Annotated in this window: 15 protein-coding genes; 4 read left to right on the forward strand and 11 right to left on the reverse strand. The window is 40.5% G+C overall.

Annotated features, from left to right (window positions below; genetic code table 11):
- Positions 1-2,174 (forward strand): YadA-like family protein (locus DC077_RS08820; protein ID WP_192874942.1); only part of this gene is annotated, 2,174 nt, incomplete at its 5' end.
- 105 nt (positions 2,175-2,279) lie between these two features.
- Positions 2,280-3,008, forward strand: a complete 729-nt coding sequence (locus DC077_RS08825; protein WP_109202415.1) for a tetratricopeptide repeat protein — start codon at positions 2,280-2,282, stop codon at positions 3,006-3,008.
- A 200-nt stretch (positions 3,009-3,208) separates the two neighbouring features.
- Here DC077_RS08825 and DC077_RS08830 read toward each other — a convergent pair whose 3' ends face one another.
- From DC077_RS08830 to DC077_RS08865, 8 genes are all read right to left on the reverse strand, one after another.
- Positions 3,209-3,910, reverse strand: a complete 702-nt coding sequence (locus tag DC077_RS08830; RefSeq protein ID WP_275663936.1) for an ABC transporter permease — start codon at positions 3,908-3,910, stop codon at positions 3,209-3,211.
- A complete protein-coding gene (locus tag DC077_RS08835) occupies positions 3,907-4,602 on the reverse strand; it encodes an ABC transporter permease (RefSeq protein ID WP_239990253.1) in 696 nt (231 codons plus the stop codon). Before DC077_RS08835 ends, DC077_RS08830 begins: the two co-directional genes overlap by 4 nt.
- A gap of 2 nt (positions 4,603-4,604) precedes the next feature.
- Entirely contained in the window at positions 4,605-6,251 is a 1,647-nt protein-coding gene (locus tag DC077_RS08840) for a glutamine--tRNA ligase/YqeY domain fusion protein (RefSeq protein WP_109202413.1), read from the reverse strand.
- Between the two features lie 92 nt (positions 6,252-6,343).
- The gene (locus DC077_RS08845) at positions 6,344-7,345 is read right to left on the reverse strand and encodes a metal ABC transporter substrate-binding protein (protein ID WP_109217979.1); all 1,002 of its coding nucleotides are present in this window, start codon (positions 7,343-7,345) and stop codon (positions 6,344-6,346) included.
- 221 nt (positions 7,346-7,566) lie between these two features.
- Positions 7,567-8,934, reverse strand: coding sequence for a tRNA lysidine(34) synthetase TilS (gene tilS / locus DC077_RS08850; protein WP_109202411.1), 1,368 nt, complete (start codon positions 8,932-8,934; stop codon positions 7,567-7,569).
- A gap of 62 nt (positions 8,935-8,996) precedes the next feature.
- Entirely contained in the window at positions 8,997-10,781 is a 1,785-nt protein-coding gene (locus DC077_RS08855) for an autotransporter assembly complex protein TamA (RefSeq protein WP_109202410.1), read from the reverse strand.
- A gap of 423 nt (positions 10,782-11,204) precedes the next feature.
- Positions 11,205-12,425 carry an aspartate kinase gene (locus tag DC077_RS08860; protein ID WP_109202409.1) on the reverse strand — a complete coding sequence of 407 codons (1,221 nt, stop codon included), beginning with the start codon at positions 12,423-12,425 and terminating at the stop codon, positions 11,205-11,207.
- A 168-nt stretch (positions 12,426-12,593) separates the two neighbouring features.
- Positions 12,594-14,012 carry a sodium:proton antiporter gene (locus DC077_RS08865; protein WP_109202408.1) on the reverse strand — a complete coding sequence of 473 codons (1,419 nt, stop codon included), beginning with the start codon at positions 14,010-14,012 and terminating at the stop codon, positions 12,594-12,596.
- Positions 14,013-14,875: 863 nt separating this feature from the next.
- Here DC077_RS08865 and DC077_RS08870 point away from each other — a divergent pair.
- Together DC077_RS08870 and DC077_RS08875 are read left to right on the forward strand one after the other, a co-directional pair.
- Positions 14,876-15,748, forward strand: coding sequence for an NAD(+)/NADH kinase (locus DC077_RS08870; RefSeq protein WP_157953525.1), 873 nt, complete (start codon positions 14,876-14,878; stop codon positions 15,746-15,748).
- Positions 15,749-16,312: 564 nt separating this feature from the next.
- Positions 16,313-17,350, forward strand: coding sequence for an amidohydrolase family protein (locus tag DC077_RS08875; RefSeq protein ID WP_109202406.1), 1,038 nt, complete (start codon positions 16,313-16,315; stop codon positions 17,348-17,350).
- A 292-nt stretch (positions 17,351-17,642) separates the two neighbouring features.
- On the opposite strand, the gene DC077_RS08880 is transcribed toward DC077_RS08875, so the two are convergent.
- The 3 genes from DC077_RS08880 to rapZ all read right to left on the reverse strand — a co-directional run bounded on the left by DC077_RS08880 (position 17,643) and on the right by rapZ (position 20,261).
- Positions 17,643-18,197 (reverse strand): hypothetical protein, encoded by a 555-nt coding sequence (locus DC077_RS08880; RefSeq protein WP_109202405.1) that lies wholly within the window; start codon positions 18,195-18,197, stop codon positions 17,643-17,645.
- A 122-nt stretch (positions 18,198-18,319) separates the two neighbouring features.
- Positions 18,320-19,213 (reverse strand): bifunctional methylenetetrahydrofolate dehydrogenase/methenyltetrahydrofolate cyclohydrolase FolD, encoded by an 894-nt coding sequence (folD, locus tag DC077_RS08885; protein ID WP_109202404.1) that lies wholly within the window; start codon positions 19,211-19,213, stop codon positions 18,320-18,322.
- A gap of 190 nt (positions 19,214-19,403) precedes the next feature.
- Complete coding sequence (rapZ, locus tag DC077_RS08890) at positions 19,404-20,261, reverse strand: RNase adapter RapZ (RefSeq protein WP_109202403.1); 858 nt, start codon at positions 20,259-20,261, stop codon at positions 19,404-19,406.
- Between the last annotated feature and the right edge of the window lie 44 nt (positions 20,262-20,305).

The following is a 20,305-nucleotide window of genomic DNA, read 5'->3' on the forward strand; positions in this document are numbered from 1 at the left end:
TTAACGGTAAAGATGGGGCTGCTGTTGTGATTAACGGTAAAGATGGTTCCATCGGCTTAACAGGTCCTGTTGGTAAAGATGGTAAACCCGGTGCATCGACGACTATTACAGTCATTAACGATGGTAAACCAGGCGTGGATGGTAAGGATGGTGAAACAGAAGTTCGAGTCGTTTACAAAGACAAGAATGGTGATCAACAGCAGATCGCGAACCTTAACGATGGTCTCAAGTTTGCAGGTGATAACCCTGATGTCAAAGGTGGCGTTAAGTTAAATGAAGTTGTTAACCTTAAAGGTGGTGCAGAAGGTGATTTAACTGATAACAATATCGGCGTTGTTGCTGATATTGATGAGAAGGGAATGCTTAAATCTCTTGATGTTAAACTTGCTGAAAATATCAACCTTGGTGAGAAAGGTTCAGTCACTACTGGTAAGACTGTTGTGAATAACGACGGTGTGAAAGTAGGCGAGAACGTTACGCTTGGCGATCAAGGCTTAAGTATCAAAGATGGCCCAAGCATCACGCAAGATGGTATCAATGCGGGTAACAAGAAAATCATCGGCGTTGCGAAAGGTGAAGCAGACACCGATGCGGTAAATGTGGCTCAACTTAAAGATGTTCAAGCCAAAGGAGATGTTGGGTTAGAGGGTATTGCTGAGGCATTTGGTGGCGGTGCAGAGTATGATAAGGAGACGGGTCAATTAAAAGCTCCTAACTATACAGCTGCATTAGGTCTTCCAGAAGATCAAGCAATTGATGATGGTGTTGAAGAAGGGTTTAAGTATGTGGGCGGCAAGCTTGCAGATCATGAAATCCGAATCGACCAAAACACAACTAACATCAATAAAATCAAGGATGGTCAGGCAGGTTTGGTCAAGTTAGATGGTAATCGAATCGTGATTGATAATAGCTTAGCTAAAGATGCGATGACCTTCGATTTCTCTTCTTATGATAATAATCCGCGTACTTTAACAGGGGTTGCGAAAGGTGAATTATCTCAGAATTCGGTTGATGCAGTAAATGGTTCTCAACTTTTTGAAACTAATCAAAAGATTGAGAATATTACGAATCTCAACGGTCAAAATCTTGAGGGGATTGCTGATGCCTTTGGCGGTAATGCAGAAGTTAAAGATGGTGTTTTATCAGGTGTAGACTTTACAGATGCCTTAAAAGCAGATAAACCTATCACCAATGTTAATGATGGATTTGGTTATGTCACAGGACGTCTAGATGATCATGAAAGTCGTTTAGATGGGCATGATACAAAACTTGAGAACCATGAGCATCGTATTACCAATATTGAAGGTGATATTAATAATATTACTGGAGGTAAGGCGGGTCTTATCCAACTCTCTGAAGATGGTAAATCTTTAGTTGTTGATAATGTGCTTGCAAAAGATGCGAATACTTTTGACATCTCTAATGGTGATGAAGGTCGTACTTTAACAGGTGTTAATGATGGTAAAGTTGCAAAAGATTCGAAAGACGCTATTAACGGTGGTCAATTATATGCATCAAACCAATCTATTGCAGATATGTTCGGTGGTGGTGCAACGGTTGATAAAGATGGTTATGTCTCAACGCCTGAGTACAACTTTGGTGATAATAATGTCTTTAATAATGTGGGTGATTCATTGACCTATTTAAACAACAAGGTCCAAGAACATGGAATCTTTAGTTTAGATCGTGAGAAGAATCAAATTATCATTGCTGACAATAAAGATATCAACAAAGAGACCGTTGTTAATATGGGGAATCGTAAGATTGTAGGCGTTGCTAATGGTAAGGTAGAAAAGGGATCACAAGAGGCTGTTAATGGTGGTCAACTTTGGGAAACTAACCAACAAGTGGCATCTAATACTAATCAGATTAAACACATTAATAACACCTTGAGTCATTACAATAACCGCATCAATAATCTTGAAAAGAAAGTACATCAAAATCGTAAGGTTGCAAGTGCGGGTATCGCAGGTGCAATGGCGATGAGCTCCATTCCTTATATCGATTATGCTAAATACTCGATCGGTATGGGGGTTGCAAGCTATGATGGAGAGCATGCATTGTCGTTAGGTTTTGAATTTAAGATGAGTGAGAATGGTCGCTTTAGAATTCAAGGATCTTATGACACGCAAAATAAGGTAGGTGTAGGTGTTGGTATGGCATTTGAACTGTAATGGTCAATAGTCATTAATTGATAATTTTTAGTACCCAATAAAATAAAGAGCATATCGTATCTGTTTCGATATGCTCTTATTTTTCTAACAGTGAGTGAGTAAATAATGAAAAAAATTATAACAATGATATTACTGTTTCTTGTCGGAAATGCGTCAGGCTATTTTCTGAAAGAGTATGTAGATTTATACTATCCACAGCTAGCATTAAATGGAGCTCATGTAACAGATGCTCCTGTAAAAGATTCCAAAAGTTGTGTTGGTTTAACGAATGAGGAAACATTTAACTGTATAGCTGAAGTAGCCGATGGTAAAGCAGTCAATGGAAATGATCTATTTGTCTTAGGGCAGCTCTATCTCTATGGGCTTGGTACAGAAGTGAGTGGGGAGAAGGCTGTTAAATCATTAGAGCGAAGTGCCTTTGAGTTTGATAATGTGGATGCCATGATACTCCTGGGGAACCTTCTTGTTGATAATGATCGATTAGCAGGGAAATATTGGTATTCACAAGCTGCTCAAAGAGGGAGTTTGGAAGGGGTATTAAATTTAGCTAATATTTATCGTTATAGTGAAACGGATCAAAATCCTGCATTAGCGTTTAACCTCTACCAAATAGCGGCAAATCAGGGTTCAGCGCAGGCGCAATATGAGTTAGCTCTTATCTATGCGATGGGATTTGGGGTTGATCCTGATATTGAAAGATCACTTCAAATATTAGAGATTCCATGTGGTAATGGTCATGAAGATAGTTGTGCTCTCTTAAATCAAATTCAGGAGCTGTTGCGTGTTCAAATGAATCAAACGGAGCGTAAGGCTGCTATTAATGAAGAAGATTAGATAGCTGAGATTTAAAGCTATAAATTAAAGAGTTGTAAGAAGTACTAAAGAATAATAAATGGTAGAGAGTGATAGCAAAGATTATTTATAATCTACTCTTTGTTATATAAAGTGACATAAAAGCCCCTAGGAAGTACCATTTTACCTTAAGAGAAAGTGGTCTTTGGTTTAGGGGCTTTAGTATATCTATTTTCCGGTATTTAGAATGTTGGTTTTAGATGTGATAACCACCGTTTTTCACAATATCTAAAGATCGCTACTAATACAAATGTTAGGAGTAGATAGACAATTGCAGCGATAAGGAAGGGGATAAAGGGGGAGTAGGTGATGCTATAGACGCGACGTGCCCATCCTAATATATCGATCAGTGTAAGTACGGAGGCTTGTGCTGTTCCATGAAGCATAAAGATCACCTCATTGCTATAGGCGGGCAGTGCTCGTCTAAATCCTGAAGGAAAGATAATTCTGCGAAACAGCGTAAACTTACTCATTCCAAAGGCGATGCCGGCTTCAATCTCTCCTTTCGGTGTATGTTTTAACGCCCCTTTAAAGATCTCAATGGTATAGGCACACGTATTGAGTGTAAAGGCGATCAATGCACATTTGTAGGCATCGGTTAAGACATGATCCCAAAGCCAGCCACTATTGCGAACCGCTTCAAATTGTCCCAATCCAAAGTAGATTAGATAGATCTGAACCAGAAGAGGCGTCCCTCTAAAAAAGTAGCTAAAGAGCTCAATCGGTAGGGTGATCAAGCGATTTTTAGAGAGCGCTAAAATAGAGAGAGGTACTGCAAAGAGTAACCCTAAAAGAGAAGCGATGACTGTTAATTTAATGGTTAACCAGACTGCCGGCAATAGATCGGGCAGTTCTGGAATAATGGCATCTAGCGCATCCATCATAGTGAAACCTCGTTATTGAATCCTGTACTATAGTGCCGCTCTAGATATTTGATAATCAGAATGGAAGCTGATGTTAAGAGTAAAAATCCTAAAGCTGTGACGAGATAGAAGTCGAAAGAGAGCCGCGTTGCTTTACCGGCATTATTTGCAATAAATACAAGATCATGGAGCCCAATTAAGGAGACAAGTGCTGTTGTCTTTAACATCACTAACCAGTTATTGCTCAATCCGGGCAATGCAAAGCGCATCGCTTGAGGAAAGATAATTCGGCGATAGAAGTGAGGTTTTGACATTCCAAGTGCGATAGAAGATTCAAATTGACCTTTAGGAACGGACATTAAAGCGCCACGAAAGGTCTCTGAGATAAATGCTCCAAAAATCAACCCAATGGTAATAATTCCCGAAACAAATGGATCGAGAAAGATAGGGCTGAGATTGAGAAGCTCAGTTAATTGATTCATCAACTCCTGTAATCCAAAGAAGATTAAGAAGATGAGGACAATATCAGGTACTCCTCGAATGATCGTTGTATAGATCTTTGAGATTGAACGCAAAAGACGATTCTTGCTCATTGCCAATAGGGCAGAGCCAAATCCTAAGATAACAGCGATGATAAAGGAGAGAACCCCTAAAGCGATAGTGATGAAAAACCCCTCAAGGAGTGAGGGGCCATATTTTATTATCTCACTCAAACTTATTCTCCAAAGCTATCTTTCAGTTCGACAACCCGATTGAAAACTAATCCTTCTGCTTTAGAATCACGAGCATAGTAACCGATACGTTCAAATTGGTAAGCTTGTTCAATCGGTGCTTCCGCTAGTGCAGGTTCACCTTTTCCATGAACGATAGTGAGAGAATCTTTATTGAGGTAATCGAGCATATCTCCCGGCATACCTTGTGGATTTTTTTCAGTGAAGAGTACATCATAGTTATGAATGGTAATGTCGATTGCATCTTTAGCGGATACCCACTGAATAACACCACGTGCTTTAACACCTTCCACATTTTTACCGAGTGTTCCCGGAACAATTTCAGCGATAATTTCATTGATTTCGCCATTATCATCTTTGATCACATCCGTTGCTTTAATGATATAAGCACCGCGAAGACGAACATATCCATCAAGCACAAGACGCTTATACTTTTTATTAGCTTCCTCTTTAAAGTCTGCTCGATCGATATAGAGTGTATTGCTAAAGTTGACAGTACGAGTACCACGACTCTCATTTTGAGGATGATTAGCGATCTCTAACTGTTCATCATCAGAAAGATTTGTAAGAGTTACTTTTAAGGGGTCTAGTACCGCCATACGACGATCTGCCATCTCATTGAGTACATCACGCATCGATTGACTCAACTGTTGAAGTTCAATCATATTTTCAGATTTTGTAACACCAATCCGGTCACAGAAGAGGTGAAGTGCTTCTGGAGGACATCCGCGGCGACGAAGTCCTGAAATGGTTGGCATACGAGGATCATTCCAGCCATCAACAATGCCGGTTGCCACTAATTGAGTTAAGAGGCGTTTAGACATCACGTTGTACTCAATATTGAGACGTGAAAATTCATACTGTCTCGGAGTATGAGGCATATCTGCATTTTCAACACACCAATCATAAAGTGGGCGATGATCTTCAAACTCTAATGTACAGATTGAGTGGGTAATCCCTTCAATAGCATCACTTAAAGCATGGGCAAAGTCATACATTGGGTAGATACACCATTGATCGCCTGTTTGATGATGGGTTTCATGGCGAATACGGTAGAGCGCTGGATCTCTAAGATTCATATTAGGCGATGCCATATCGATCTTCGCGCGAAGCACTTTTGCGCCATCTTCAAATTCCCCAGCACGCATCCGTGCGAAGAGATCTAAGTTCTCTTCAATAGAGCGCTCTCGATAGGGTGAGTTGATACCAGGTTCAGTTAAGGTTCCACGCATTTGACGAATCTCTTCAGCGCTGCTGTCATCGACATAGGCAAGCCCTTTCTTAATCAAGTGTACTGCTGCTTCATAAAACTTCTCAAAGTAGTCAGAAGCATAGAAGAGATCATCCCATTTAAAGCCTAACCATTCGACATCTTTTTTGATCGCTTCAACATATTCGATCTCCTCTTTTGTCGGGTTAGTATCATCAAAGCGGAGATTACAGCGACCGCCATAATCTCTCGCAATGCCAAAGTTGAGACAGATAGATTTTGCATGCCCAATATGCAGATAACCATTTGGTTCCGGTGGGAAACGGGTATGAATATCCGATGGACGCTGGTATTTTCCGCTCTCTAAATCTTTATCGATAATTTGGCGAATAAAGTTAGTGCGAACAATATTTTCAGACATAGTTCTAGTTGCCTCTGCTTTGGTAAATAATAGTGGATCAAATGGTTAAGATAGTAGCATATTTATCCCTATATTTCGATTATTTAAAATGGCTACTTCTTATTCGCATCATCTGCTTTTGTTAAGCTTGAATCTTGCAGAACAGCGGTGATTTGATCGATATTATGTTTAAAGAGACCAATATAATTATTTGCCGGCGGTGTTGTCGTTAACGCATCAGAGTAGAGAATTCCCCCATCTTGCAAATTGAGATCTTTTGCCAATGTCTTAATGAAACGGGAAGGTGCAATATTTTCACTGAAAATAGCGCGGATATTCTCTTTTTTAACAAGCTGATAGAGTTCAGACATTCTTTTTGCCGAAGGTTCTGCCAGTGGATTGAGATGAGAAACTGCCACAAAGTGTAGATCATAGGCTTTCGCAAGGTATCCAAAGCTATCGTGAAGAATCATCAATTTCCCATTATGATTAACATCTTTGAGGAGATGCTTCGCATAATTATTGAGGGCTTCTAATTCACGTTTATAGGCTTCGAAGTTATTTTCAAAATAAGCTTCCGATTCAGGTTGCGCAAGCGTTAAGCCGTTACGAATATTTTCAGTCATAATGATGACATTTTTAGGATCTTGCCAAATATGGGGATCAAACTCACCATGATGATGGTCGTGGTCGTGGTCGTGGTCGTGGTCGTGGTCGTGGTCGTGGTCGTGGTCGTGGTCGTGGTCATGACCGTGATCATGATGATTCTCATCCTCATGATAAGGTAGGAGAGGGACATTATGACTTGCATTGACAATAATGCCTTCATAGCGATTAGCTTCTAAAATTTTATTGAGCCAGCTATCAAACTCCACACCATTGAGTATCACCACATCAGCATTCTGAATTTTAATAATATCTTTGGGGGTTGGTTCAAAGCTGTGGGCATCTTGATCTGCCTTGATGATGCTTTCAACATCAATCTTCTCTTGGCCGATATTTTGAGCGAAATCTTCCAAAATAGAGAAGCTAGTAACCACTTTTAAGGGTTCTGCCAGTGAGATAGAGAGTGGAAATAGAAGTGCGCCTATAGCACTTATTAAGAGACGTTTCATTATTGATATCCTCAAATAATAGTTTTAAATGTTTCCTTGAGAGTCGATCGAAAGAATCGACTACTCTTTGCAGTGACCTTTTGATAGGCCTACTTAATATTATAGCGCGCTTGTCAATAGTTAAATGCTATTTATTGTTTAAAATTATTATCTAAGAGATGTTTTGACGGGGGTAGTTTGAGCCGTTTTTAAAAAAGTTGAGGCGTCAGCTTCAAGGATCTCTATTTTGATGATGAGTTATCTGAAGCGGGGATTGCCGCGATTAATGCCGGCGCTAACCCCTCTTCTTTGATCTCATTCTCTAGCGATTTAGCAAAACCCAGATGGTTGATCCATAAAATCTCCCCACTCTCTCTTATTTTGAGCAACCAACAATTATCTCGTTCCCAAACAGGAATTTTTGCCTCTTGTAGTAATTTTTTTAATTGTTGACTGCGCTCCCGATAGAGCGGGTGAAAGCGTTCGCCTCCTTGTCGTTTTACCAGTTGTAGATCCTCTGTTGAAAATTGTTGCCAATAATCATGGCTTGGCGCATTGTTGCTAGGGATAAGTTGAAATGATTGAAAGAGGGATCTCTCTTGAGATTTTCGTTGTAGATAGAGATAATCCTGAAAATAGAGAATGAGATAGGGGGCGAGTTCAAAACGTGTCTGATGGGTTGGCATCTCCTCTATAAAGACTCGGATAAATTCCGTTAGTTGGCGCTGAGAAAAGATAAGATTGTAGGGACGGATCCATGCTTGCAGCAGATTCTTTTGGCGGGCATGGCTCAATTTTTTTAAAGAGGGGAGATGAAGCGGTGGAGTCTCTTCTCCCTCGGTAGTTGTGTTATGGGCAATCTTTGCTAGATCGATCGCGGCAAGCTCTAAAAGGAGATCGTCTGCCTCCTGCATAAATTGCGTAACTTGATAAAATGCCTCTTCATATTGCGGAAAGGGTGTCTCCATCCGCTTGAAGAGATCATTGCGAATAATATTACGCTCCATATCATCGGCTTCATGATTGGTGTAATCTTCTAACCAGGGAAGATTGAGTGCGATTGCCGCTTCATAGAGACTCTTTTTAGAGATAGAGAGAAAAGGGCGAAAGAGATCGATCTGATATTGCCCAAATTGAACGGTATTAAAATCTCTCATCGCACCAAGACCCCGTGTCCCAGAGCTTCGTAACAGCCGTTGCATCAATGTTTCAGCTTGATCTGATCGATGATGGGCAACACAGAGAAGAGAGTTAGGCTTCATTGTCTCTCCAAATTTAATATAACGCATCTCTCTGCCGGCCGCTTCTAACCCCGATGTCTCTTCTAAGTCAAAAAATGCTTCATAATGGTAATGGGTAAAGCCATAAAACTCTGCGCGTTGTCGTGCAAAGTTAGCCCATAGGTGGGAGTAGTTATCATGCCAGTTATGATTGACATGAATCGTATAGATGGGAGGAAGCTCAGATCTGAAGGTATAGAGCCAATGGAGCAATGTATTAGAATCTACCCCGGCGCTGAGCGCTAAATAGAGAGCCTCTTTCTGCTGTAATATCTCACGATAGCGCTCGAAGACTTCAAAATACCATTTTGGAAGGGCGTTCTGTTGCATTTAATAACTCCTATTGATGACTGATCGATCCTGCACCCCATTTTAGGAAGGGGGATCATTATTTATAGGTCAGTTCCAATATTGAGGTGAAGTTTCACCGTTTCACCAAACTCTTTATTAAAACCATGAGCAATATCGAGTCTTACCGATCCAATTGGGGAATACCATCTAATCCCTGTTCCTGCACCATATTTTAAATTGGCATGACCATTATAAGCATCGCCGGCATCCACAAAGCCGACCACTGCAAAGCTTGGTGTAATTTTGTGCTCATATTCGACACTCGCCATCACCATCTTTTTACCGCCATAGATATCGCCGTTATAGCCTTTATCGCCAATCCCATCATATTTATAACCTCGAACGGTATTATCTCCTCCGGTATAGAAGCGGAGACTTGGTGGAAGTTTATGCAGATCATTATCGCGAATCTTGGTGTAGCCGGCACCTGCGCGTAAGACAAATCGATCACTATCTGTAATGGGAAGATAGGTATGAATCGTGGCACTTGTCTGTAGGAAGCTGATATCGGCAGCGACATTCTTGATGGCACCTCTAACGCGCCCCTCAATTTTGAAACCAAATTGATCAAAGGGGAGGTTAGGGGAGCTCTTCCACTCCCCGTAGAGAGTTGGAATTAAGAGCTTACTATTTTGTCGTACTCCTTCGATATCTCTAAAGCGGTCATATTGGTAGTGAAGCGAGAAACCATATTGATATTGATCGCGTACGCGCTCTTTAGAGGCTCCTACAAGATAGGTTGTATAATCTTTTGTGGAGGTATCCTCAAAGTTATAGTTAAAGAAGATATTGTAGCGATCTTGAACTGGATGGCTGCCTGGAATTTGGTAATTGATGAGCGCATCCCGTCTCTTTTGCGCCCAGAGAAGATTGGTAAAGAGTTTATGACCATAGCGATTGATATAGTGCCAATTCATTCCCGCCATCGCTTTTAAGCCTATATCGGAGGAGTAACCTACCCCAAGCGATAGTGTTCGTTGTTTTCGCGGGCGAAGATAGATATCTAAGGGAACCTCTTTCTCCTCAAAGTTTGGACGCGGTACAATGACGACATCTTCAAAATAATCAGCTTCATTAAATGTCGATTGTAATTGGATCAGCTTCTGATCGCTGTAATCATTCTGTGAGCGCATATTATGCAAAAAGCGATCTAAAAATTCCGTTGCAAAATACTCTTGGTGAAAGGTGGTATCGCCAAAGTGGTAGCGAGGACCTAAAGTCATGACAAGATCGATATCTGCCTGATAGGTAATAAGGTTGACCAAGAGCTGATGGTGAGGATAGTAAGCATCAAAATAACCCAGAGCAGAGGCTTTTTCTGAGAGCTTACTTTTGGTTGACTCATATTGAGTATGATTTAAGGGTGCTCCCACCTTCATCTTTGTTCCGGTAATAATCTTCTCAAATGCTTGATACTCTTTCTCTGCCTCGGGCGTATCGCGCTCTTTGATCGCCTCAAGATCGGTCACCTCTAAAACTAAGGAGCCGATTGGAATCTGTGGACCGGGATTAACATGATAAATGACGGTGACTTGCTCTTTTTGATAGAGAAGATCCGCATCAATTTTTGCACGATAGTAACCATAGGGTTGCAATGCATCTGCAATTTGATTGATCCCCTCCTGATAGAGCCACTCAATTCGTAGATCAGGGGGGGCTTCTTTATCATTGAGTGCATAGATCGCTGTTGCATTTTTGGCATTAGTTAACGCTTTTTTATTATCAATTCCCTCAATCTTCACCATCATTTTTCGCTCAGCGAAAGTGATTATGGGAAGAGAGCAGAGAGAGATGAGAAGAAGAGTAAACAGTTTTGTTTTTTTCATAAAATAGTATCACTACGACTCTTTAATCGTGTAAATCCTCGTGTGAATTTTAAGTTTATTCAAGGCACAGATCGTAATAGTGGCTTAAAGGGATAATGGTAAAAGATTTTAATATCCTTTTTCTTATTGAAGTTCAAAAGTTCAAAAGTTCAAAAGTTCAATTTAGACTCTATATAGAACTTCATAAAAAACTATAAAGAACTCTATATAGAATTATATATAGAACTATATATAAAGTTAGATATAGAAATTAAATACAAAAATTTAAAGATATAAATATCCCTCAAAGAGTATTCATAAAGTATAACCGGAAACGGTTTTTCTTGAAAGAATCTCATTGAGGGATATCTGTTATAGCTTCTAAATGGAATCGATTTTGAGGTTGATGATACCGATTGATCTCTTTAAACCTTTACTTAAAATCTACTCATCGAGTTTAAAGGCTTCATGAAGGGCTCTAACCGCCAGTTCATGATATTTGCTATCAATGACAACAGAGACCTTAATTTCAGAAGTAGAGATCATCTTAATATTGATCTTCTCATTGGCTAAAGTTTTAAACATAAGACTTGCAACCCCTGCGTGAGAGCGCATTCCTAAACCAACGAGTGATACTTTAACGATATCTTTATCACCGAGTACTTTACGAGCACCCATCTCTCTTGCTGAGTTTTCTGTGATCTCAAGTGCTTTATCAAAATCGACTTCATTGATGGTAAAGGTGAAATCAGTGGTACCATCTTGGGAGATATTTTGTACGATCATATCGACCTCAATATTGGCATCACTGATCTGCTCGAGAATATTAAAAGCAATACCGGGTTGATCAGGAACCCCTAAAACTGTGATTTTTGCTTCATTCTTACTCGTTGCAACACCTGAGATAATGGCTGCTTCCATGTCAATATCCTTTTCTGTAGTAATTAGTGTTCCTTCGCCTCCTTCCACTAAAGAGGAGAGTACGCGGATTGGAACTTTGTTTTTAGCGGCAAGCTCAACAGAGCGAATTTGTAGAACTTTTGAACCTAAGCTTGAGAGCTCTAGCATCTCTTCAAAAGCGATTTTATCTAACTTCTTAGCCTTTGGTTCAATACGTGGGTCGGTGGTATAGACCCCATCAACATCGGTAAATATTTGGCATTCTGTTGCATTGAGGCTTGCAGCTAAAGCAACCGCAGTCGTATCTGAGCCACCACGGCCTAAAGTTGTGACAGAACCATCTTCTGTAACGCCTTGGAATCCTGCAACGACAACAACATAACCTGCTGCAAGATCGGCTTCAATAGCAGAGGTATCAATATTCTTAATGCGCGCTTTGGTATGCGCCTGGTCTGTTAGAATGCGTGCTTGATCACCATTATATGATTTTGCCTTAATTCCCATCGCTTCAAGAGCAATAGAGAGAAGAGAGATACTCACTTGCTCGCCGGTGGAGACAAGAGCATCCATCTCTCTTGGATTAGGGCGTTTGGTAATAGCGTGGGCTAACTCTAAAAGTCGATCGGTCTCTCCGGACATCGCCGAGAGAACAACAACCATTTGGTGGCCTTCGTTATGATGTTTTTGAATACGGCGAGCAACATTTTGAATGCGTTCAATATTTGCCACGGAGCTGCCGCCATATTTTTGTACTAACAGAGTCATTTATTTTATCCTGCCTTATTGTTATAAGTACGGTGATTAGAGGACGATACGATTAAAAGATCGACCTATAAATATTACAAGAAAGCGCTAGAAAATCTAGCGCTTTTTCGATAAATCTCACAACCTCCTCACAACCTCTAATAGAGATTAATTGGGGTTAATCTAAAGCTAGAGGAAGATGAAATTGAGCAGGATATAGATCGGTACTAAAACAATGATTGCAATGAAGAAGTATCCGAAGAATGAAGGCATTTTAATTCCTTCCTGCTCTGCCATCGATTTAACCATAAAGTTCGGCGCGTTTCCGATATAGGTTAATGGTCCTGTAAATACGGTACCCATTGAGATCGCAAGTAGGGTTGCCGGGATGCCATTCATTAAGAAATCAGCAGCTGCGACACCTTCAGGCGCTTGAGCCCCCGCCATCTTGAAGAAGACAAGATAAGTTGGCGCATTATCTAAGAAGGCAGAAAGAACCGTGGTTACCCAGAAATAGATCACATTAATTGGTTCACCATCACTTGTGTGAGTGATATCGACTACTGAACCAAAGGCACCATTTTTACCTGCTTCTAAGATTGTAATGACCGGTACGATGGTTAAGAAGATCCCGGCGAAGATCTTAGCGACCTCAATAATAGGATGCCAATTGAAGTTATTATCTTGACGAACTTTATCTGAGGTAATTTTCAGAGAGACAATCGTTAAGAAGATAAAGAAGAGATCACGGAGAACATTCTCTAAGTGAACATCGACGCCAAAAACCTCCCAAGAGATACCAGGAATCCAGATGCCGGAGATAATAATTCCAACGAGAACTCCTAAGATAATAAGAAAGTTCTGTTTTCCAACAATTACAACCGTAGTCTTCTCATCGGAGGGCGCAATATTCTCTTTTTTGAAGTAGTAGCTATCGATAAGATAGAAGAGTCCTAATAAGATTATCGAGAAGATTAAAACAGGGAAGAACATATGTTGTAATGTCCAGAAGAAATCAACCCCATTTAAGAAACCTAAAAAGAGCGGTGGATCCCCAAGCGGTGTTAAACCACCACCGATATTAGCAACTAGGAAGATAAAGAAGATCGGAATATGCATTCGATGTTTTCGATTTCTATTAGCTGACAGAATCGGGCGGATAAGGAGCATCGCAGCACCGGTTGTTCCCATCACTGAAGCTAAAACAGTACCAATTGCTAAAAGGGAGACGTTAAATTTAGGGCTTGCCACTAAATTCCCAGAGATATGAATTCCTCCAGATGCTGCAAAGAGCACTAAAAGTAGGAGGATAAAGGGGATATACTCTTTAATGAGTGCATGAGCAAAGATATTTGCCGTGATACTCATATCGTAGGTCAATAGTAGCGGTATAAAGAAGAGGAGGGTCCAGCCAAAGACAATCTTCCCATAATGATGATCCCATAATTTCGGGGCAAAGAGGGGAAGAACCGCAATGGAGAGAATAATCCCGATAAAGGGGATGGACCAGAGAGGAGAGAGGCTTGGGCCATCAAAAGAGAGCTCACCTCCCGCTAAAGCAATGCCAGGCAGCACGCTTATTAGTAGAAAGAAAAGGGCTTTACGCATTTTACCTCCGATTATATTATTGCGTAGTTGATGAGAACTTCTGCTCATACATTTATTGATATGACCTTGCGACAATTTCTCAATCTCAATGAGTCTTAATGAATCTCAATGAATTTTAGTAACCCCCATTTTAGAAAATCTAATTTTAGGAAATCTAATTTTAGGAAGTCCTGTAATGGGTCACCTTAGATCAATTCTTCTTTGATCATATTCTTAAACCATATCCTCAAATTATATCCTTAACTAAGCTGAAAAGCTGATGATCGAATGCTTTTGCTAACTTTATCTGCATCTCTACTCGTTATTTTTACTCGCTATTTCTACTTGGCATTTTTGTTGCGTTTGTAGTTTGTAGAATTGATTTTGATAAGAGATAGCTTCTTCTCATTCTCCGATTAGTTGCCTTTCAATATCTTAAATGACTGATGAGCTTGTGAATATTACACTTGCAAATATTTCTCTTAGTAGTCATTTTGTAGTGATCTTTGCAGTTTTGGATAATTCAAGTAAATAGGGCCTGATTCATTGGTTTGAACATTGTTTTAGTAAGATCGGTTGACCAATAACCTCGAAGTTTTAACAGGTTACGGTTAAACTGGTTTAATCTTCTGATAGCCATTATTCTTCACTAACTTACTGAAAATAGAGAAGTGATCCGCTCTAAGAAGAGCAGATTTTAACTGTTTTGAGTGAGGTAGTGAGTTAATTCTGGAATAGAATTAAACTAGTGCCTATCTTTTTTGATAGTGTGAGGATCTTAGCGCAGTCAGATATATTTGTAGCTTAAAGATGAATAAGCGATCATGCTATGCTATAAATCCAATATTAATTCAATATCAAATGAAATTACAATAGCACAAAATATGAGAAAATTTCAAAAAATCGCCCTAATTCTAAGTAATCGAGAATCGGATGAGATTCAAAAAGCGGTTCAACGTACTAAAGAGGTGATAGAGGCGTGTGGTGCCACAACAATTGAGGTCAATAATGTTGAATATCGACAACGACTCAATTATCCCTCGGCACTCCTTAAGAAGATATCGACTTGTGATCTGATTATCGCCTTTGGGGGAGATGGTACCTTTTTAGGAATTGCGCGTAAGGTACACCAGCTCAATATCCCTGTTTTAGGGGTTAACTTAGGGCGACTAGGGTTCTTAACTGATATTGATCAGCAGATGCTCCATACTCATCTTCGAACTATTTTAGAAGGTGATGTTGTTTATGAGGAGCGTTTTTTATTGAAGGCATCTATCGATCAACAATTGCGCTCCTACGCAATGAATGATGTAGTAATTCATAAAACAGAGCTCTCTCGATTAATTGAGATTGATGTTTATGTCAATCAGCGCTACCTCTCAACTTATCGTGCAGATGGCTTAATTATTGCCACACCTACGGGATCAACCGCCTATTCGCTCTCAACAGGTGGGCCTATTATGTATCCTACGCTACCGGCGATTATTATCGCCCCTATCTGCCCCCATACTTTTAGCCATCGCCCTTTAGTAATCCCGGCAGATTGTGAAATTGAAGTTGTAACAAGTGATCGAGAGAAAGAGGCCGTTCATGTGACATGTGATGGGCAAGAGCTCTTCTCCCTTTCTGATGGAGAACGATTAACGATTGAGCCTTCCACTCATCCTTTAACACTACTTCACTCTAAAAATTATCATTATTTCTCTATTTTAAGAGAGAAGCTCAATTGGGGAGATCACCCTAATATTCGGCGATAATGAGCATTTCCAAAATCCTCTTTTAGACTCGAGAGCTAGACAATTTTCTTATTCATAATTTAGGCATAATATTTTCAAGCATCACGGTTAGCATCATTGCTAGAAATCACTTTTAAGTATTATTTTATGAACTTGATATTAGGAAGTGTCGATAAAATCTCACAGAAAAATATAAAAAGATTGCTTTTATTTTTTTACCCCTTAGAATGTACTCGTTTGTTTAAACGATGATGAAATTGAGGAAGAGAATGAAGCGACGAATGAATGGTAGAGCTGAAGTAGGGATGATGCAGATCGCAGATATTTCTATTCCAGTTAATTCATTTCATTTTTCTAGCTTTATCGATCTTAAATTCATTCTTCAAAATAATTGTTAAAAACCTCCGTTATTCCAATGGAGGTTTTTTTTCGCCTCAAGAAAAGTAGTGGCAAAGAGGGTAGTCAGAAGAGGGACAAGGAAGAGATTAGAGGTAACAGCAGAGAGACTTCTACATTTTTCTCCCAATTTTCTATTACTAATAGCAGTGACAGAGATATTATCGACATTAAGGAAAGGAGATTTTCATGACAACATTAGTGGCAAAAGAACATCGCATCTATACAGATACAAGAAGCTTGAAAGCGTATCTATTAAATAGTATTCGTGAAAATGGTGGTTGGGTAAATGCGCATATGCATGGAGATCGTGCCTTTACAATCGATTATGAAGGGTTTGAGGTTTATCAGACACAGACATTAGTAGAGAAGTGGGATACATTAGATCGCATTAAGCACAATATGACAGAAGAGGATTACTATCGCCAATTCTCCATGGGTATTGAGCGGATGATTGAGCAGGGAGTTACTGCTGTTGGTAGCTTTATTGATGTCGATCCGATTGTTGAAGAGCGTGCGATCAATGCAGCGCTTCGTGCAAGAAAAAATTATGAAGGTGATATTACAATCAAGCTTGTGAATCAGACTCTAAAAGGGGTGATTGATAAAGAAGCTCGCTACTGGTTCGATAAGGGTGCTGAGAAAGTAGATATTATTGGTGGATTACCACGTCGTGATCTTCGTGATCATGGTGAGGGCATGGATGCGGTGCATATGGATGTTCTCCTTCAAACGGCAAAATCTCAAGGAAAGATGGTGCATGTGCATGTGGATCAGTTTAACTCTAAAGAAGAGAAAGAGACTGAGTTAGTTGCCGATAAGACGATTGAGCACGGTATGGAAGGGCGCGTTGTAGCGATCCATAGTATCTCTATTACGGCGCATGATGAAGCATATCGTCAAATGCTCTATCAGAAGATGCTTGATGCTAAGATGATGGTAATTGCTTGCCCTTTTGCTTGGATCGATAGCCCACGACGCGAAGATCATGGTCCGACACGAAATGCAATTACGCCGGCAGATGAGTTAGCTAAAGCAGGTATTCCAGTTGCGGTTGGGACAGATAATATTGCTGACTATATGTTGCCATTTAGTGACGGTGATATGTGGGAAGAGTTAAAACTTCTTATCACTGGTTGTCGTTATACAGATCTTGAAGAGGCGATCAATATCGCAACAAAAAATGGTCGGATGGCGTTAGGATTAGAGCCTTATGCTCGCGTTTAATCAATCAGAGTTAATGGATTAAAATTAACGCTTAGAGCATCAACCTGAATATATGGTCCTATGAATATAACTATAACAATAATACCGATTTAAATCGGATAAGAAGGTTCCCATCACAGGCCTTCTCCATTCAGCTGATGCGATTGAGTGAAATCGCAACACACTTTCCATAACAGTAGCTCATCCTACTGTTATGGATTTTTTTTGGTTAAATAAAGAGCTGAACGCTGCCGGATCTCACTATCGCGTTCTTCCAAAGATTACGCGCCGGCAGTTGGCGCTTTTCCATCGATCATGCGCCGGCAAGAAGTATTACTTTAATACTATTAAGATCGGTATCGAAGATGCCGATTGGCGGGCATGCAGGGGTTAAAAGAACGAAATAGTCGGTTCCCGCCGCTCTATAGATTCTCTTAAGAATGATCGATTGAAAAGGGGCTGAACGCTGCCGGATCTTACTATCGCGTTCTTCCACTGATCGCGTGTCGGCAAGAAGTATTACTTTAATATTATTAAGGTCGGTATCGAAGATGCCGATTGGCGGGCATGCAGGGGTTAAAAGAACGAAATAGTTGGTTCCCGCAGCTCCATAGATTCTCTTAAGAATGATCGATTGAAAAGGGGCTGAACGCTGCTGGAGCTCACTATCGCGTTCTTCCACTGATCGCGTGTCGGCAAGAAGTATTACTTTAATATTATTAAGGTCGGTATCGAAGATGCTGATTGGCGGGCATGCAGGGGTTAAAAGAACGAAATAGTCGGTTCCCGCCGCTCCATAGATTCTCTTAAGAATGATCGATTGAAAAGGGGCTGAACGCTGCCGGATCTTACTATCGCGTTCTTCCATCAATCACATGCTGAAAACGGAGATAAAAAAGCCTCTCTAGATAGAAACAGAGAGGCTTTAATTTCTGTTGAGTTGATATCGTATTCGATACCAGATTGAGGTAATGTGTCTGCTTTTAGCGATTAGAGCTTATTAGGATCTTCGATCTTATTTTGTAAACACATCGCCGTTAAGGTATTTCGAAGCAAGCAGGCAATTGTCATTGGGCCGACGCCACCAGGGACGGGAGTGATATATGCGGCGCGTTTTACCGCTTCGTCAAAGTCTACATCGCCCACTAAGCGTGTTTTTCCATCTTCTTCAATACGGTTGATACCGACATCAATCACCGTTGCGCCCTCTTTAATCCAATCACCTTTGATTAATTTAGGAACTCCAACCGCAGCGACAACAATATCTGCTTCGCGACAAAGCGCGGCAACATCTTTAGTACGTGAGTGTGCGATAGTAACTGTACAGTTCTGAGATAAAAGCAGCTGCATCATCGGCTTTCCAACAATATTGGAACGTCCTACAATAACGGCATGTTTACCAGAAAGATCTTTACCTAGCTTATCTTGGAGAAGCAGTAATGACCCTAGCGGCGTACAGGGAATAAGATAAGGCTGACCAATGGAGAGTTGCCCAATATTGACAGGATGGAACCCATCTACATCTTTGAGAGGATTGATCGCATTGAGGACTTCCTCTTCATTAAAATGTTTGGGAAGAGGCAATTGCACAAGAATACCATGAATGGTTGAATCTTGGTTAAGGTCATTGATTAAGGTGAGAAGCGCCTCTTGCGTTGTCTCTTCTGGGAGACGGAAAGTCTCAGATTTGAAGCCACATTCGAGAGCAAATTTCTCTTTATTACGGACATAGACCTGGCTTGCCGGATCTTCTCCAACAAGAATTACCGCTAAACCTGGGCGAATATCGTGTTGTGCTTCAATTGTTTTTGTCTGCTCGGCGATTGTTTGGCGTAGATGAGCAGCAAATGCTTTTCCATCAATAAGTTGTGCTTGTTGCGACATATTCAGTTCCTTCTTGTGATTGATGATATGAAAGGGGATAAACGTGTGGTGCTTTCGTAATTCATTTTAAAGGAGAGGGGTAGTATTGTTTAGAAATCTTAGATCGGAATTCTTAGGATAAAACCCTGATCGAGATTTGAATCGAAACCCCATTGAGTTAACTATTATCGAATTAAAGAATTAAACATTGCTAGACATTAATTTCACGATGTTTAACTAAGACATGATCATCCTCTTGTAATCTCTCAAAGAGTCGTTGTGCAAGATAGACAGAGCGATGCTTACCTCCTGTACAGCCGATAGCAATGGTGAGATAAGAGCGAGTTCCCTGTTTAAAAGCCGGCAACCATTTTAAGATAAAATTTTCAATATCTTGGTAGAAGGCTTGAATATCATCGGTTGTTGCAAAGAAGTCGATGATCTCCTGATCAAGCCCAGTATACTCTCGAAGGGAAGCAACCCAATGGGGGTTTGTTAACATTCGGGCATCGAAAACAAAGTCCGCATCGAGCGGAATACCATTTCGGTAACCGAATGAGACAATGGAGATAGAAAGCTTCTTTTGAGATTTATCTAAGAGCTGATTCGTTAGAATGGCGCGTAGCTCATGAACATTGAGATGGGAAGTATCGATAATGATATCAGCTTGAGCTCGGAGTGGTGAGAGGAGTTCACGCTCATTAGTGATCGCCTCAATTAAGGTCATTTGCGACGTTGTTAAAGGGTGGCGTCTGCGAGTATGACTATAACGTTTAACGAGGATCTCATCACTTGTCTCTAAAAAGAGAATGCTAGGCCTAACAGCTAGCTTCTGTTCAATAAGGGAGAGAATCGCTTCAGCTTCCGCAAGATCCTCAGGAAAACTTCGAGCATCAACGCCGATAGCGAGTTTGCGGATATTATTTTTTTGTTGAATCTCTTCTAAAAAGCGGGGAATAAAGGTAATGGGAAGATTATCAATACAGAAAAACCCTTCATCTTCGAGGGTCTGTAGTGCAATCGATTTTCCTGATCCCGATAATCCGCTGATAATGATCATCTTTTGCATTGTGAGGTTGACTCCTATCGTCGTGATCTGTGTCTTAAAGTCAT

This window comes from Ignatzschineria cameli, from assembly GCF_003121895.1.
Classification (GTDB): domain Bacteria; phylum Pseudomonadota; class Gammaproteobacteria; order Cardiobacteriales; family Wohlfahrtiimonadaceae; genus Ignatzschineria; species Ignatzschineria cameli.